Below are 16,654 nucleotides of genomic sequence, written 5' to 3' on the forward strand. Positions count from 1 at the left end.
GGAAGTTAAAGGACGCTATTTGCCTGCTGGATGATTAATAGAACTGCTCGGGAAGCCAGGTGGCGATTCCCGGAAACAATACCAGGCCAATAATTAGTAAAATCATTGCCACAACAAAAGGCAGAGCACCGATCAAAACCTGGTTCAGAGAACCTCGGGAACGAACGCCCTGCACCACGTAAAGATTCAACCCGACGGGAGGTGTGATCAAGGCCATTTCCAGCAACACCATCACAACAATGCCATACCAGACCGGACTAAAGCCCAACTCAAACATCAATGGAGCGGTAATCGGAATCGTCGTGACCATCATCGACAGAGTTTCCAGAAAGCACCCGAGGATCAGGTAAAAAACCACCACCGCCGCGAAGGTCTGCAGTGGTGTCCATCCCTGACTGAGCACCAGGCTGGTCAATTTGTCAGTCAAACCAATGGCAGCCAGTACAAAATTAAGAAAGTACGCCGCCAGGATAATCAGAATCACCATGGAGGAAGTTCTCACCGTGCCTTCAATCGCTTCTCTCAGCATTTCCAGTGAAAGACTTCGATAGATCGCCGCCAGGATGATCGCGGCCATAACACCTACTGCTGCAGCTTCCGTTGGCGTGGCAACCCCGGCATAAATAGACCCTACAACGATCAGGAATATCGTCAGCGGCGGCAGCAAGTTCTTCAGCGATCTCAGTCGGGCAGACCAGCTGGCAGTTTGTCGCCTTCCTCCCCAACCCGGCCGTAACAGACAGAGCGCAAACACCGTCAAGCCAAAGATCAGTGCCAACAGCAGACCAGGCAGGAATCCTGCGAGGTACAGCTGAGGTACAGACGTATCCGTCAACATCCCGTAGATGATCATATTGATGGACGGTGGGATCAGGATGCCCAGAGTTCCACCTGCAGCGAGGGTACCAAGGAACAACGGTTGCGCATATTCGTAACGCTCGCCCTGAGGGATTGCAACGGTTCCGACCGTCGCCGCAGTTGCCACACTGGACCCTGAAGTCGCAGAAAAGGCAGCGCAAGCACCGATATTGGCGTGCATCAGCCCACCCGGCAACCAGCCCATCCATTTCTCCATTGCGTCATACAAACGCTCCGCCATACCTGCTCGTAGCATGATTTCTCCCAACAGAATAAACATGGGAATCGCCACCAGAAGAAAGTCCGTATTGGTGGACCAGAATATTTCCCCACTGGCTTTGTACAAAGGCAACATGGAATACATCTGATCCAGCGCCAGACCCAAAACTCCCATCGTCGCAGCGACCGGGACCGAGAGTGCCAGCAGAACCAACAGAATCAACGCCGCATTAATCAGCATAACGCCGCTCCTCTTTTATATGGTCAATGACACTGGCAACCTCATCATGGACTTCCTCTTCCACCGTGCGGATTCCCGCGATGGCAGTCACCTCTTTGTAATCCTTGCGCCACAGCAACGCCAGAACCCGTGCCAACAGAATCAACAGAACACACATAAAGATGACAAAGCCGGCAGCCCAGATTCCCTGGGGATACATCAACGGTGTCTGCAAAGGTGTATTGGCCATAGCACCTACCGAGACAGACTCATACCAGACGCGGGCGGCAAACCAGGTGACAAAAGACATGAACACACCGAGCAGCACCAACCCGAGCAGATCAAGCCATACGGTGAGTTTTCCGGGAAGACGGGCATAAAGCGCATCGATACGAATATTGGCCCGACTCAAAAGAGCAAATGAAAGTCCCCAACTGGTGGTAATTGCCAGGATATAGCCGGCAATTTCATCACTCCCACCTATCGAGATATTGAACAGTTTGCGTAAAATCACATCCACCGTGGTAATGGCGGCAGACAGCAAAAGCAGGCCGCCACCAATCCATGTCGAGACCCGACTCAACTTTACTGCCAGACAGTAGAGTCTCTCCATCGGTTATCTCCTGATTCTTGCCGACACCACTTTACCAATAGTGTCGTTGAATTCTTCAGCGCAGGCTTCACCACAGCGTTCAGCCCATTTTTTCAATACAACGTCATCCAGAACGCGGGTTAACGCCACCTTATCGTCTCTGGACACCTGCACCAGCTCCATATCAGCAGACTGGCCAAAATCGCAGCGGCCGTGGCCGGTATTACAGGCAATGCCCTGCTCACTTTCCTTGCCGGCTTCACTCCAGATACGATTCTCAAGAGAAGCAATCTCCTGTTCCAGAAATACCTTGACCCGATCATCCAGATCATTCCATGCATCATAGCTGACCCCGTGAACCACCTGACTCCATCCTACCGGCAAGGCATAGAGGTAATGACTGACTTCATACCACTTGGACGAATAGCCGGACAGCGCTCCGGTAATTGCACAGTCAACCACACCGGTCTGCATGGCCTGCACGACTTCGCCAAAGGAAAGTGTCACCCCGGTTCCACCAAAGGCTTCAACAAATTCGGCCAAAGTTCGGTTGGCTGTTCTGACCTTTTTGCCCTGCAGATCAGCCAAACCATTTATGGGGCTTTTACAGTAGAGAACCTGGGCAGAATAGGGCCATATCCCCAGCAGTTTGACGTTATATTTTTCTTTGTAGAGCTTCGCCAAAACCGGCCGGTAGGCATCTGAAACCTTACGGGCCGTGGATATATCAGGACTGAGGCCGGCCAGATCAATGGCTTCATTTTTAGGATTATCGCTGGCCAGATATCCCAATACGGTGGAGCCGAAGTCCAATACTCCCTGTTTCATCAAGCGGCCGATTTCACCGCCTTTCAAGCCCATTTCATTAAAGCCTTTGATATCGGCGGTGATTGCACCACCGGACTTTTCCGTGATCTCTCTAGCCCAAAACGGCTGCTCAAAGTTCTTGTATTGAGACAAATTACTCCAGGTCCCGACCACCGTCAGATGGGTCTTCGGCAATTCCTGTGCCCCGGCATTCCCGAAATAACAGGTGAACACCATCGCTATTATTGTTTGAATCAGGTATTTCATCGCATTGTCCTCTGGTGACTAATTCAAAACACTACAGGCCTCATAGCACTGCGAGTGCTCCGTTCAACAAATCTGTAATCAGCATTGAACCCGGCGAATGAGTGATGCAAAACGGAGGCTTCACTTCTGAAATAATAGCCTGCGGAGTCACACCACACCCCCAGAAAAGAGGTATTTCGTCGTCGAGTATTTCGGTGGGGTCGCCATAGTCCGGCTGGGAGATATCGGCAATCCCGATCTGGGCGGGATTTCCTATATGAACCGGGGCGCCATGAACGTTGGGGAATCGCGAGCAGACCTGAATGGCCCGAATCGCATCAGCCGCTTTCATGGGTCGCATTGATACGACCAGAGAGCCGCTAAAACGTCCTGCCGGCAAGCACGGTATATTGGTGCGATACATGGAAACGTTACGCCCCTGGTCTATATGGCGTAATCGAATACCCGCGTCCTGCAGGGCCTGCTCGAAAGAGAATGAGCATCCGATGGCAAATCCCACCAGATCATCGCGCCATAGATGCCGAATATCGCTGAGCTCATCGACACAGAGACCGTCACGCCACACCCGGTAGAGCGGCAGGTCGGTACACAAATCAATTTCTGTACCGAGCATCGGCAACTTTGGGTTACCCGGCTCCGTCACCCCCAGCAATGGGCAAGGCTTGGGGTTATATAGACAGAATCTGAGAAACTCTTCTGCCCAGTCTTTGGGGAAAATGGCCAGATTGGCCTGCACATATCCAGGAGCCATCCCGGAAGTCTGGCCAGTGTAGCTACCGGAACGAATGGCTCCCCTGAAGCCGCCATCCACAGTCTTGATACTGATCACTACGCTTAACTCCCAATCAGTCAATATGATTAAGAATTAAACTACGGCATAATCAATAAATACAAATTATATATAATGATCTCAAGTGATCATATTTTGTTATCCATCAATATTTGAGAGGCGGTACATGATTGATCTGAAGAACCTGGAAACCTTCATCTGGGTGGCTCAGCTGGGTGGTTTCCGATTGGCCGCCCAACGTCTTCACACAACCCAGCCCGGCATATCCCAACGAATCGCCGCTCTGGAGAATGAGCTTGGCGTCAAATTGTTTGAGAGAGACGCGCGACGGGTCAGCCTTACCGCCAAAGGTCGAGAGTTACTGCCTTATGCTGAGCAGATGTTGAAGCTACGGGCAGATATTCTGGATATCGCGGAATCAAGACAGGCCTATAGTGGCAATGTCCGAATGGGGGTGTCTGAAACGATTGTACATACCAGTCTCATTAAACTGGTGGAAGCCATTCGCAGTACCTATCCGATGATCACACTGGATATCGAAGTCGACGTCTCCCGAAACCTGCGGGAAAACCTTCTCAAGGGTGCTCTGGATATCGTTTTTCTTCTGGGGCCCATCCAGGAACCCAATGTGTGCAACTTTGACCTGGCCAGTTACCCTTTGAACTGGATTGCGAGTCCCAGACTTCCTCTGCACGGCAGACCCCTTTCATTGCATGAAGTTGCGCGTTATCCGGTCATCACATACCCCAAAAACACACTGCCACATATGGCGATCAGGGATCTGTTCACCGAAGCTAAAATGAAAAATTTCAAGATCTATGGCAACACCTCTCTATCGGCCATGGTGAGGCTTTGCGCAGAAGGTGTTGGAGTGGGAGTCATTCCTTCCAGGGTGATCGGCCGGGAACTGGAGAACCATGAACTTGAGTTGATCGAGGTGGTGGGAGGAGAGCTGCCTGAAATGAGCTTCACCATCAGCTACATGCAAACCGCAGATGCCCATCTGCTCAAGGCCATCACGGAACTTGCACTGGAATTGAATCAGTCCATTTAACATTCAAACCACTTTGGCAGAGCACATACATTTGTTATAAATATGACTCTCACCTAATCTTAATCAGGTGGTATATGGAAATTATCCGAGAACGATCTTTTGATGAGGGTAATTTATATGAATCCTGTTATTAATATGAAGAGATTGCTGTACTCATATTTAATATCAATGTCACTTCTCCTCTCTGCAACTGATACAAATGCAGAAGAATATGTATTTGTATCATTGGAGTTTCCCCCGCTGGAATACACCGGAGAAGATGGCAGTCCAACCGGCATCGCCGTCGATATTGTCAGAAAAATCATGACCTCACTGGGACATGAAGTACAAATCAACATTCACCCGTGGAGCCGTTCCCTGGACCTGGTCAGGAAAGGCAACGCTGACGCCATCTTCACTGCCTACAGAACTCCGGACCGCGAGAAATTCCTGGATTATTCAAAGGAAGTACTGATTCACCAGACCATCGCACTCTACGCCAAAAAGGACAGTCCAATCATATTCAATGGAGATCTGACCACCTTAAGAGACAAGCAAATCGGAGTGATCTCCACGATCAGTTACGGCCCTCGATTTGATCAGATGCGCCCAAACCTCAACGTCCAATCCGTTGAAAAGCTTGAACAAAATTTCCAAAAACTCATGCTGGGGCGTATTGATCTGTTCATCAGCAATAAGTTTGTGGCTGACTGGAAACTGCAAACCACGGGCATGACGAATCTGATCACCAGCCTGTCCCGGGAAGTGGATCACGTTCCCAGCTTTATAGGCTTTTCCAGGAAACAGGGACTGACCCGGCTACGTGATGATTTTGACCGTGAGCTGATCAGACTCAAAAACAACGGTGAATATAAAAAGATACTCGCACGTTATAAAATGTAACCTTTTCAATACATTTCAACCATATCCAGTCAACACTCCCTTTCTGCGACTCGATTAATCAAATATTTTTATTCAAGACAATAAATTTAATCGTCTTTACACCTTCCAGGACATACAACAATAATTATATTAATACATTCCGGAATATCTGGAATTTAAATATAAAGTATATTTTATTGTCAGAGATAAATATTATTAATGATTGCCTCCATTAAAATATCATCCGTTGCCGATTGCTGTTCCGTTATTTTGATGTCTGCCCTATCAGGCTTCCTGACTCTGTCCAGCATCAACATACTTTTTGCCTGCATAAGGAGCCATTCCGGGAGCAGTCTGCCCTATGACCTCTGGTTTGCCGGTTTTGTGATGTTTTCAGTCATCAGCATTCTGATATTTGTCATGAATGCACGAACATTGCTCTTCAACCTTACAGCATTGCTTAGGGCATCAAGGTATGCGAACAGATACTCGCTCGAATAAAGAAGAATCCAGACTAATCTTGATAGAACCTGATCCAGTTAAAAACTGATCCAGATAAAAAGAGCCTCGGATAGCACAGCCCCAAAGAGTCATCCCTTACATCTCATGCCATGGACGACCGCAGATAAGAAGCAACGGAAGACCGCTAACAGAAAGGATGATGACCCATCCAAAGGATGTTAGCGATCTATAGGAATTGACCGACCTAAAGGATGTTTACCGGCCTAACGGCTATATCGAAATAGCGCAACGACATTGTCGAAAAGTGCAACGACATCGGGAGCCCCTGTATGAAACACTTATTCAGCTTAATGATGTTATTAACTGTCACTTGGCTTTCACCCGCCAATGCGGAAGTAGTGAAGCTCGTAACCCTTCAATATCCGCCTTATCAATACCAGGAAGAAGACCAGGTCAAAGGGATGGTGGTAGACATCGTCAATGAGGCTTTCAAGCGCTTGAACATGGATACGCAAATCCGCCTCAATGCCTGGCCCCGTTCATTGTCGATGGTGAAAGAAGGACAGGCAGATGCGATCTTCACCGCCTATAAGAATCCCGAACGGGAGCAGTTTCTGGATTACTCAAAAACGGTTCTGATGCCCCAGGAAGTGGTTCTGTTTGTCAGCAAGGACAGCACGATCAGCTTCAACGGGGATCTGACTTCCCTGGCCGACTACCGCATTGGCATCGTTCGCGATATCAGCTACGGCAGCGCATTTGACGAAGCGCGTAAAAATGGCACTTTCAAAAAACTATCAGAGGCTACCAACCTCGAACAGAGTGTCAGAAAGTTCCAATCCGGCCGCATCGATATTCTGATCAGCAATCGATATACGGCTCTGGCCATGTTCAAACAGTTGGGACTAAGCGGCCAGTTCAAGTCTCTGGATCGCGAAGTCCAAAGCGTTCCCAGCTACATCGCTTTTTCCAAAGCAAACAACCTCAGCGGCTTGCGCGATAAGTTCGACAACGTATTGCAGGAAATGATGTCAGATGGAACTTATAACAACATTGTTAAAGCCTACTCAGAGTGAATCATCCGGCGAAGGATAAGCCACCCGGTTAACAATACGCCGGGCCAATACATGCCGTACTGACAAAAAGAAGACAGGGGCGATAAAACAAGCCCCTCCGGGTAACCTCAGACTCAACTCCCCCAATCAAGACCGATTAACACACCGGCCCCCGCAGGCGTCTCCCTTTCCAGAGCACGCCCTGGGGGGCCTTTATCCAAAAAACGGGGCACAACAATGAAAAAGCTCAATTTTCGAATAAAAATTCTTATCCTGACGTTACTGCCGCTAGTGATCATCAGCTCCTTAATGATAGGACTGGTCATTCGCCAGGTGGATGAACTGGGCACCCACAACGTTGCCAACTTCTCTGATAAGTTTTACGAATTACGCCGTCAGGAAATTAAGAACTACACCAACATCGCGGTCACCTCACTTAAACATCTGACCTCTCCTGAAAACAGAACGCAGGAAGGTACCCAGGAACAGGTCAGGCAGATTATCCGGGATATGGCCTACGGCAACGATGGCTACTTTTTCGGATATGAAAAATACACCACCCAGGCCCATCCCAATATCCATCTGGAAGGAGCCAATCAGGAAGATATGACAGACCCGAACGGGGTTAAAATCATTCAGGAACTCTATAACAAAGCCCGCGTAGGTGGAGGCTTTTCCAACTACGTGTGGATGAAGCCTTCCCTGAACCGTGAAGTCGATAAAATCGGCTATGCCCAGAACCTGGACGGATGGGACTGGTGGATCGGCACGGGGCTGTATGTGGATGACATCGAAGATACCATCGCGGAAATTCAGGATTCCGTTGACCAGAGTATTGCAACGTCTCTGCAGTTAGTTCTGGGGGCTTCCGGTATTGCGATCCTGATCGTGGGTGTCATCGGTGCCCGAATGACATTAAGCGAAGGAAAACTGGCAGATGAGCAACTGCAGATGCTCTCCCATAAAGCCATCGAAGCACAGGAGGAAGAACGCAGAAAGGTCGCTTATGAACTCCAGAAAAACATTGCTCAATCACTCTACAGCGTCCGCAAGAAACTGGAAAAAGCGTCGAAATCCGGAGATTCCCCACAGGATCAGGATACCGCAGAATCAGTGAATCTCCTGAACAAAACCATCGAAGATATTTCCCGAATTTCCGGGGAGCTACGACCTATCGCATTGGAAGAAAAAGGACTCGGTGAAGCCCTGAAAGTTCTGGTTGACGACACCAACTCAAGATGCGAGATCCGGTTTACTTACAAAGAAACTGGAACCGAATCAAGATTACGCCCGGACCTTGAAAGCTCTCTGTATCGCATCACTAAAGAATCTATCGACAATATCGTAAAACATTCAAAAGCCTCCAAAGCCGATATTCGACTGAATCAGAGCAAAAACAAGCTGACTCTCAAGATACAGGACAACGGTTCGGGCTTCGATATGACGGACACTCAAAGCAAAGCCTTATCTGCCGGTGTAGGACTTAACGATATGCAGGCGCGGGCACACTTGATAGGTGGAAAACTGTCGGTGTTCACCTCCAAAGGTGCCGGCACGCTGATTAAGGTAGAGATTCCGTTATAGAACCTGCCACAGAGATTTTGCCTACCTGAGCGTACAGGCCAGCGTGGCGACCGTACGGAAAAATGGATCTGTACGGTTCGCCACAGCATATTCCAGATCAGGAAGACTTTTATTGGGATTCAACCGGATTAACTCACCGCTGGACAACTCCTTCTCAACCGCCGCCTGGGGCAAAATACCAATACCGATGCCATCTAAAGCCATATGAATAATTGTGGCGAGGGAGCTCAGTCCATTTATCCTGACCGTCGGCATATTCACCGCGTTAAACATTTCCTGAAGCTGGATATAAGGTTTTGACTGGCGGGGATAGGTAATGAGGGGGAATCGGGCAAGTTCGTGCAGGTCGATATCTGCCCCCGGCTCTGTCAGTCTCGGGCTTGCGACCCACGCCAGCGGATAAGTGCAGAAAGGTTGGGACTCTATATCAGAATCCGCCGCCGCATCGGTCAGAAATGCAAGATCCAGTTCACCTGTGACCAGCTTTTCTCGAAGGCAGGATGATTGATCCACAATCAGCTCTATCGAAAGGCTGGGATAGTGGCCGTGCAGTGCATTGATGAACTTGGAAATCCATAAATGCACCACGGTTTCTGTCGCTCCCAGCCTCATGGTCCGACTGCATCCATTTCGCTCACCGGCCACATGTTGCATTTCTTTCAACAGGGCAGCAATTCGCTCCGCATAGGGAAGCAGCGCGTAACCTTTTGGTGTCAATCGAACTCTTTTGTCCGACCGGTCAAAAAGTTCAGAACCGACATCCTCCTCGAGTTTGGCAATTCTGGTGGAAATGGCAGGCTGCGTCGTGTGCAGCACCTCACTTGCCGCTTTGAAAGTCCCATACTTAACTATCGCTAAAAAGGCATCTAAATTTTTCGTATTCATAAGCGTATCTTCTGAAAACTGTGCTCAGTTAAACGCCAACAGACCGAGTCATATTCAGTCCATGACGAATTTGCCTAACGAAAAGATAAGTCCTTTAAAAAAGGCCCTGAACGACAGGGCCAACCAAGGCCGAGGGTACGGCATGGGAAATGGTCACCCGCCCATTTGATTAGGCAGGGCAGTTACGATCTCCGGAAACACCGTCACAATGAACAGCGCAACCAGCATCAACAGAAAGAACGGCAGGGCAGCTTTGGAGATTTGCAGGATATTTCTCCCGGTGAGGTTTTGCAGCACAAAGAGATTGAACCCTACCGGTGGCGTAATCTGAGACATTTCCACCACAATCACGAGAAAAATCCCGAACCATAAGGGATCTATCCCGGCCTGCTCTACCATGGGCATGATCACCGAAGTGGTCAACACCACCACGGAGATACCGTCAAGGAAACAGCCCAGAACAATAAAGAACAATGTGAGTGCAAATAGCAGTGCATAAGGGGACAACTGCAGTGTGGAAATCCAGGACGCCAGTGATTTCGGTATCCCCGAAAACCCCATGGCAACGGTCAGGAAGGCCGCCCCTGCCAGAATAAAAGCAATCATGCAGGAGGTTTTGGTGGCCCCCATCAGGCCCTCGATAAAGCTCTGTCGGTTTAATGATCCGGTAAGGAAAGAGAATACCAGAGACAGCAGCACACCGACCGCAGCCGCATCAGTCGGGGAAGCGATTCCTGAATACACCGAGCCAATAACACCGGAAATGATCAACACCACCGGAATCAAACGACGGGATCTCCTAACCTTTTCCTTAAGAGGCAGCACTTCTTCACTGGCCACACTCTCTTTTGGCTGCCGGAACGACCATAACATGACATAGCCCATAAACAGGACAACCAACAATAAGCCTGGCAGCACCCCCGCAATGAATAACCGGGCAATGGATTGTTCGGTGGCCACCCCATAAACGATCAGAACAATCGAAGGTGGAATCAAGAGCCCTAATGTGGCCGAACCGGCCAGGGTTCCAATAATCATGTTTTGCTGATACCCGCGGCTGGAAAGCTCCGGTATCGTCATCTTACCGATGGTCGCTGCCGTAGCGGCCGAGGAACCGGACACCGCGGCAAAAATTCCGCTGCCCAGTATATTCACATGCAGCAAACGCCCGGGCACACGCCCCATCCAGGGCGCCAGTCCAGTAAACAGATCTTCAGACAGCCTGGAACGAAACAGAATTTCCCCCATCCAAATAAAGAGAGGTAAAGCGGCCAGAGCCCAGGAATTACTGGCTCCCCAGACTGTGGTCGCCAGAACATCTCCCATGGGAGCAGATGAAAACATCATCATCCCGGCCATACCCACCAGCATCAGTGACATGGCCACCCAGAGTCCGCCGCCAAGCAGCGCAAACAAAAGAATCAACAAGAATAACGTGCTGAGAAGTTCCATACCCACTACTCCCCTTCAAACATGGTTGTTGGAGCTTCTTCTTTTTCCAGCAGAGCTTCCTCTCCCTTGCCGTGATAGCTGGGGGATGCCCCCATAAGGACGCACACAACATCGTCGATAAAAGAAATCGCCAGGATGATCAGCCCCAGCAACATGGAAAACTGCGGTATCCATAAAGGGACGGAAATAATGCCGGATGACAAATCCTCATAGACAAAGGAATCCCATACCAATCGTCCGGTATAGAAAGCGAAGTAAATCGTTACCGCACCACCGATTACCAGAGTAGCTATCTCGAAAATATGACGCCATTTAGCGTTCAACTGATGAAGCATCAGCGTCACCCGGATATGACCGCCTTCACGCTTAGTGTAGGCAAGTGCCAGAAACGACGAGGCGGCCAGGAAAAATCCGGTAAAGTCCGCGTAGGACGGTATCGAAAGACCCACCGCATCAAATCCGGAAAGTAGCAGTAGCCGATCGATAAGATTCAGGAACACCTGAGCAGCTACCAGCAGGCAGATTCCCAGGATAAATAGTGCAGCCAGACCTGCGCCACAGGTATATATAACGTCTAATATACGGCGCATTATGTACTCCCCCCTTTAACGATTGAGGTAGCCAGTTTCACTGATTACCTCAATTCGGGATCATCAATATTGAACGGTTATTTAGCGTTATACTGATTCAGAATCTCGCGACCTTCCGGTCCGGCCTCGGATACCCAGTAATCAATCATCTGATTTCCAAGCGCCTGAAATTCTTTCAACATGGAAGAAGTAGGTTCATGCACTGCCATACCATTGTCAGCCAGAACCTTGGTTTGTTCCGTGGTTTCCTGGCGGCTCATTTCCCAACCACGCTTCTCCGCTGCAGCTGCGGCCTGCAAAACGGCCTCCTGAACGGATTTGTCGAGTCGACGGAATGCCCGTTTGTTCACCACCACAACGTTCTTCGGCAACCAGGCACGAATATCATAATAGTGATTCACAAAGTCCCAGGCTTTGGAATTTGCGCCGGTTGAAGGGGAAGTGATCATGGCTTCTACATGTCCGGTAGCAAACGCCTGGGGAATGTCCGGAACCTCAACCTGGGTGGGGGCTGCGCCAATCTGGCTGGCCAGGCGTTCAAGGGTGGCGTTGTAAGCACGGAACTTCACGCCTTTCAGGTCATCCACGCTGCTGATTTCTTTGCGTACATACAAGCCCTGTGGAGGCCAGGGTACAGAATAGAGAATCATCAGCCCCTGCTTATCCAATAACTTGGAAACCACATCTTTCTGCGCGTGCCATAACTTATCGGCATCTTCATAACTGGTGGCCAGAAATGGCTGTGAATCCACGCCGAATACGGGGTTTTCATTGGAGAGAAGTGATAGGAAGAATTCACCAATCGGTACCTGCCCACCGCGTACGGCATTCTTGATATCCGCGTGCTTGAACAGAGAACCTGCCGTATGAACTTTGATTTTCAGCTCACCTTTGGTGCTTTCCTCAACATCTTTGGCAAACTGAATAATATTCTGTGTATGAAAAGTCTTATCAGGGTATGGGGTGGGCATATCCCACTCGTCCGCCTGGGCCGTTCCCAATGCGAAGATAGCGAAAATAGCGCCGGCAATTTTGTAGAACATTTTATTCTTCATCGTTACGCCTCTTTGGAAGATTTCTGGTTATTGACCTCTACAACATGCTGTTTATTGTTATTGAGTGTAGTTAGCGACCGTCCAGAAACAGGCATCAAGGGCTGTTTCTTATTTTTACGCTGGAATCGTTTTTTCAACCACTCCAAAACAACACAACAAAATTAATATCATTTTATTGACAATTTGTCGATAATTTATTTTTAATATATTTACACACTCATGATGTAACCTAGAACTCATGATCTAATCTAGAAATCATGTAGCAATCCAGTAACAGCATTCGGAGTCACGTAATGAACAACAATAATTCTGGTCGTTGGCAGTTTTGGATCGATCGTGGTGGCACATTTACTGACCTGGTGGCCCAGCGCCCTGACGGTTCCACCACCACTCACAAACTGCTATCAGAAAATCCTGAACGCTACCGTGATGCTGCCGTGCAAGGCATTCGCGAGTTATTGGGTGTAAAGAACGGTGATCCGATTCCGGCAGACATGATTGATGCCGTCAAGATGGGAACCACCGTCGCTACCAATGCCCTTCTCGAAAGGAAAGGGGATCGCACACTACTATTAATCACCAAGGGTTTTTCAGACGCCCTTCGCATCGGCTACCAGACCCGCCCCAATCTTTTTGCCAGAAACATTGTTTTACCTGAGTTGCTTTACGAAAAAGTGGCCGAAGTCAGCGAAAGGATTATGGCTGACGGCACTGTTGAGAAAGCTCTTGATCTGGTTTCTGCCCGGGAAGCACTGGAAGCGGCATATCAGGAAGGTATACGCAGCGTTGCGATCGTTTTCATGCATGGCTACCGTTACCCGGACCATGAACTGGCTGTCGCCGAACTGGCCGGAAACATAGGTTTTCAGCAAATATCTGTATCCCACCAGGTCAGCCCGCTCATGAAGCTTGTGGGCAGGGGCGATACCACGGTGGTGGATGCCTACTTATCTCCTATTCTACGTCGCTATGTCGACCAGGTGGCCAATGATCTTGGCGACGCGCGCCTCATGTTCATGCAATCCAACGGAGGCTTGACCGAGGCCCATAAATTCCAAGGCAAGGACGCGATCCTGTCCGGCCCGGCCGGGGGTGTGGTCGGCATGGTCAGATCTGCGGCCATGGCAGGTTTCCATAAGCTGATCGGCTTTGATATGGGGGGAACCTCCACCGACGTATCCCACTATGATGGCGAGTTTGAGCGTAGCTTCGAGACCGTTGTTGCAGGCGTGCGTATGAGAGCCCCGATGCTCAGTATCCATACTGTAGCCGCCGGTGGCGGTTCAGTCCTGCAGTATGACGGCAGCCGTTTGCGAGTGGGCCCGGACTCCGCTGGAGCCAACCCCGGACCAGCCAGTTACCGTCGCGGAGGCCCACTCGCGGTCACCGACTGCAACGTGATGCTGGGCAAGATCCAGCCCGAGTATTTCCCCAATGTCTTTGGACCTGACGGAGACCAACCACTGGATCGGGACGCCGTGGTCAGCCGCTTTAACCAACTGTCGACTGAAGTCGGCACCAGTCCTGAAGAACTGGCAGAAGGTTTCCTACGCATAGCTGTCGAAAACATGGCCAATGCGGTGAAAAAAATCTCAGTGCAGAGAGGCTATGACGTTACCGAGTACACGCTCTGCTGCTTCGGGGGAGCCGGCGGACAACATGCCTGCCTAGTCGCCGATGCCCTGGGGATGGAGCGGGTGTTCATTCATCCTTATGCTGGTGTCCTTTCCGCCTATGGTATGGGATTGGCCGAGATACGGGCCATGCGGGAGCAATCCGTAGAACTGCAACTGAGCGAAGACAATCTCAAGATAGTCGGGGACGCCTGGTCAAAACTCGCCTCGGAATCACAGCAGGAACTGCTTGATCAGGATCTGCAGGCATCCCAGATTACCGTCATTTCAAAAGCCCTGCTTCGCTATGAAGGGACTGACACTGCCCTCCCCGTAATCGCGGCAGATGCCGACACCATGCGTAATGAATTTGAGCAGCAGCACCGTCAGCAATTCGGTTTTATTGTCAGCGATCGCCCATTGATTGTAGAGGCGGTCTCGGTTGAGGCGATTGCCGATACGGGCGTGGCGGATGACCCGGTTCTCTCTCGTGATATTTCCCAGGAAGACGCTGAAGCTTTGGCCAATGTGCAGATGTACAGCCAAGGGGCCTATCGGGAAACCCCTTTGTATGATCGCGATAAATTGCAGCCGGAGGACCGAATTGACGGTCCGGCGATTCTTATCGACCGTAACAGCACCACGATCGTGGAGCCGGGCTGGCAGGCCGTGATCAACAATCGGGGTCACCTGGTATTGGAGCGAGTCGTTGCCCAGCAACACCAGCATGCAATTGGAACCGAAGCTGATCCGATCATGCTGGAGATATTCAACAACCTGTATATGTCGATTGCCGAGCAAATGGGGGGCGTACTCGCCAATACCGCACACTCGGTGAACATTAAAGAACGCTTTGATTTCTCCTGCGCCGTGTTCGACAGCGAGGGCAATCTGGTCGCCAATGCCCCTCACATGCCAGTGCACCTTGGCTCCATGAGCGACAGTATTCGCTCGGTCATTCGCAAGTGGCAGGGGGAAATGCAAAAAGGCGATGTCTTTGTGCTCAACGCCCCATATAACGGCGGCACTCACTTGCCTGATGTCACCGTGGTAACTCCGGTATTCAATGAATCCGGCAATCAGGTGATGTTCTATGTCGGCTCCAGGGGACATCATGCGGATATCGGAGGCATCACCCCCGGTTCCATGCCTCCCCATAGCTCAACTGTGGATCAGGAAGGCGTGTTGCTGGACAACCTCAGACTGGTTCAGGCCGGTAAGCTGCTGGAATCCGACATTCGCAGGATTCTCGGCGACGGGGAGTATCCTGCCAGGAACATTGACCAGAACATTGCCGATCTACGCGCTCAGATTGCGGCCAATGAAAAGGGCGTCCAGGAACTGCAGCGCATGGTGGAACATTTCAGCCTTGACGTCGTGCAGTCCTACATGGGGCATGTTCAAGACAACGCGGAAGAGTCTGTACGCCGGGTAATACACCAGCTTACCTCGGGAACTTTTGAGTATCCCATGGACCAGGGAGGCGTCATCCGTGTTTCCATTCATGTCGATAAGGAAACCCGTTCAGCCACTCTGGATTTCACCGGTACCTCGGAACAGCAGGCAAACAACTTCAATGCGCCTCTTTCCATCTGCCGGGCCGCGGCCCTTTACGTGTTCCGTACACTGGTCGACGACGATATTCCCATGAATGAAGGCTGCCTGAAGCCTCTGAATGTGATCGTTCCGGAAGGCTGCATGCTGAACCCCACCTACCCTTCTGCGGTGGTTGCCGGCAATGTGGAAACCTCTCAGGCGATCGTCGACACGCTTTATGGGGCGCTTGGCACCATGGGAGCGGCCCAAGGCACCATGAATAACTTCACCTTTGGCGATGAGTCCAAACAGTACTACGAAACCATTTGCGGTGGATCTGGTGCTGGTCCTGGATTTGACGGCACCGATGCGGTTCATACCCACATGACCAACTCACGTTTGACGGATCCTGAAGTACTGGAGTGGCGTTATCCGGTGGCCGTGGATGACTTCCGGATCCGGCATGGCAGTGGCGGCAGCGGACAATATAAGGGAGGCGACGGTGTCATCCGTAAAATTCGCTTCCTGGCTCCGATGTCTGCCGCGATCGTTTCCGGTCACCGCCTGATAGCCCCCTATGGCATGGCTGGCGGCAATCCGGGACAGGTAGGCCACAACCGGGTCATTCGCCATACGGGTGAAATCCAGGAGTTGAAGGCGGCGGACCAGGTCGAAATGCTGACCGGCGATGTGTTTATGATTGAAACCCCGGGAGGCGGTGGCTACGGCCAGTCCTGACAGGGCCGTTTTATTC

The 16,654-nt window shown here is 50.5% G+C and carries 13 protein-coding genes; 5 read left to right on the forward strand and 8 right to left on the reverse strand.

Going from position 1 to position 16,654, the window contains the following annotated elements:
• Window positions 1-34: 34 nt before the first annotated feature.
• From BTA51_RS17885 to BTA51_RS17900, 4 genes are read right to left on the reverse strand one after another with little or no spacing between them, the layout of a single operon-like run.
• Window positions 35-1,318: a TRAP transporter large permease gene (locus BTA51_RS17885; protein WP_094709717.1), complete on the reverse strand. Its 1,284-nt coding sequence runs from the start codon at window positions 1,316-1,318 to the stop codon at window positions 35-37.
• Window positions 1,308-1,910: a TRAP transporter small permease subunit gene (locus BTA51_RS17890; RefSeq protein ID WP_094709719.1), complete on the reverse strand. Its 603-nt coding sequence runs from the start codon at window positions 1,908-1,910 to the stop codon at window positions 1,308-1,310. Before BTA51_RS17890 ends, BTA51_RS17885 begins: the two co-directional genes overlap by 11 nt.
• Window positions 1,911-1,913: 3 nt before the next feature.
• Window positions 1,914-2,963 (reverse strand): TRAP transporter substrate-binding protein, encoded by a 1,050-nt coding sequence (locus BTA51_RS17895; protein ID WP_210404866.1) that lies wholly within the window; start codon window positions 2,961-2,963, stop codon window positions 1,914-1,916.
• Between the two features lie 40 nt (window positions 2,964-3,003).
• Window positions 3,004-3,792, reverse strand: coding sequence for a putative hydro-lyase (locus BTA51_RS17900; RefSeq protein WP_094709721.1), 789 nt, complete (start codon window positions 3,790-3,792; stop codon window positions 3,004-3,006).
• Between the two features lie 127 nt (window positions 3,793-3,919).
• Between BTA51_RS17900 and BTA51_RS17905 the strand changes: the two genes are divergently transcribed.
• The 4 genes from BTA51_RS17905 (at window position 3,920) to BTA51_RS17920 (ending at window position 8,769) form a co-directional block, all read left to right on the forward strand.
• Entirely contained in the window at window positions 3,920-4,807 is an 888-nt protein-coding gene (locus BTA51_RS17905) for a LysR family transcriptional regulator (RefSeq protein WP_094709723.1), read from the forward strand.
• A gap of 117 nt (window positions 4,808-4,924) precedes the next feature.
• Entirely contained in the window at window positions 4,925-5,689 is a 765-nt protein-coding gene (locus BTA51_RS17910; RefSeq protein WP_094710008.1) for an ABC transporter substrate-binding protein, read from the forward strand.
• Between the two features lie 770 nt (window positions 5,690-6,459).
• Window positions 6,460-7,206: an ABC transporter substrate-binding protein gene (locus BTA51_RS17915; RefSeq protein WP_094709726.1), complete on the forward strand. Its 747-nt coding sequence runs from the start codon at window positions 6,460-6,462 to the stop codon at window positions 7,204-7,206.
• 216 nt (window positions 7,207-7,422) lie between these two features.
• Complete coding sequence (locus BTA51_RS17920) at window positions 7,423-8,769, forward strand: cache domain-containing protein (protein WP_094709728.1); 1,347 nt, start codon at window positions 7,423-7,425, stop codon at window positions 8,767-8,769.
• Between the two features lie 21 nt (window positions 8,770-8,790).
• On the opposite strand, the gene BTA51_RS17925 is transcribed toward BTA51_RS17920, so the two are convergent.
• The 4 genes from BTA51_RS17925 to BTA51_RS17940 form a co-directional block, all read right to left on the reverse strand.
• A complete protein-coding gene (locus BTA51_RS17925) occupies window positions 8,791-9,654 on the reverse strand; it encodes a LysR family transcriptional regulator (RefSeq protein ID WP_094709730.1) in 864 nt (287 codons plus the stop codon).
• 153 nt (window positions 9,655-9,807) lie between these two features.
• Window positions 9,808-11,106 carry a TRAP transporter large permease gene (locus BTA51_RS17930; RefSeq protein ID WP_210404867.1) on the reverse strand — a complete coding sequence of 433 codons (1,299 nt, stop codon included), beginning with the start codon at window positions 11,104-11,106 and terminating at the stop codon, window positions 9,808-9,810.
• 5 nt (window positions 11,107-11,111) lie between these two features.
• A complete protein-coding gene (locus BTA51_RS17935) occupies window positions 11,112-11,696 on the reverse strand; it encodes a TRAP transporter small permease (RefSeq protein ID WP_094709734.1) in 585 nt (194 codons plus the stop codon).
• A 77-nt stretch (window positions 11,697-11,773) separates the two neighbouring features.
• The gene (locus BTA51_RS17940; RefSeq protein ID WP_094709736.1) at window positions 11,774-12,751 is read right to left on the reverse strand and encodes a TRAP transporter substrate-binding protein; all 978 of its coding nucleotides are present in this window, start codon (window positions 12,749-12,751) and stop codon (window positions 11,774-11,776) included.
• 293 nt (window positions 12,752-13,044) lie between these two features.
• On the opposite strand from BTA51_RS17940, the gene BTA51_RS17945 reads away from it, so the two are divergent.
• Window positions 13,045-16,638 carry a hydantoinase B/oxoprolinase family protein gene (locus tag BTA51_RS17945; RefSeq protein ID WP_094709738.1) on the forward strand — a complete coding sequence of 1,198 codons (3,594 nt, stop codon included), beginning with the start codon at window positions 13,045-13,047 and terminating at the stop codon, window positions 16,636-16,638.
• Window positions 16,639-16,654: the final 16 nt, after the last annotated feature.

It is taken from the genome of Hahella sp. CCB-MM4 (genome assembly GCF_002260525.1).
Taxonomy (GTDB): Bacteria; Pseudomonadota; Gammaproteobacteria; order Pseudomonadales; family Oleiphilaceae; genus Hahella.

Bases quoted from the DNA above. Each gene is read 5' to 3' on its own strand.
- BTA51_RS17915 (WP_094709726.1), top strand. From the start codon at position 6,460: ATGAAACACTTATTCAGCTTAATGATGTTATTAACTGTCACTTGGCTT.
- BTA51_RS17925 (WP_094709730.1), bottom strand. From the start codon at position 9,654: ATGAATACGAAAAATTTAGATGCCTTTTTAGCGATAGTTAAGTATGGG.
- BTA51_RS17935 (WP_094709734.1), bottom strand. From the start codon at position 11,696: ATGCGCCGTATATTAGACGTTATATATACCTGTGGCGCAGGTCTGGCT.
- BTA51_RS17910 (WP_094710008.1), top strand. From the start codon at position 4,925: ATGAATCCTGTTATTAATATGAAGAGATTGCTGTACTCATATTTAATA.
- BTA51_RS17905 (WP_094709723.1), top strand. From the start codon at position 3,920: ATGATTGATCTGAAGAACCTGGAAACCTTCATCTGGGTGGCTCAGCTG.
- BTA51_RS17920 (WP_094709728.1), top strand. From the start codon at position 7,423: ATGAAAAAGCTCAATTTTCGAATAAAAATTCTTATCCTGACGTTACTG.
- BTA51_RS17940 (WP_094709736.1), bottom strand. From the start codon at position 12,751: ATGAAGAATAAAATGTTCTACAAAATTGCCGGCGCTATTTTCGCTATC.
- BTA51_RS17885 (WP_094709717.1), bottom strand. From the start codon at position 1,318: ATGCTGATTAATGCGGCGTTGATTCTGTTGGTTCTGCTGGCACTCTCG.
- BTA51_RS17945 (WP_094709738.1), top strand. From the start codon at position 13,045: ATGAACAACAATAATTCTGGTCGTTGGCAGTTTTGGATCGATCGTGGT.
- BTA51_RS17890 (WP_094709719.1), bottom strand. From the start codon at position 1,910: ATGGAGAGACTCTACTGTCTGGCAGTAAAGTTGAGTCGGGTCTCGACA.
- BTA51_RS17895 (WP_210404866.1), bottom strand. From the start codon at position 2,963: ATGAAATACCTGATTCAAACAATAATAGCGATGGTGTTCACCTGTTAT.
- BTA51_RS17930 (WP_210404867.1), bottom strand. From the start codon at position 11,106: ATGGAACTTCTCAGCACGTTATTCTTGTTGATTCTTTTGTTTGCGCTG.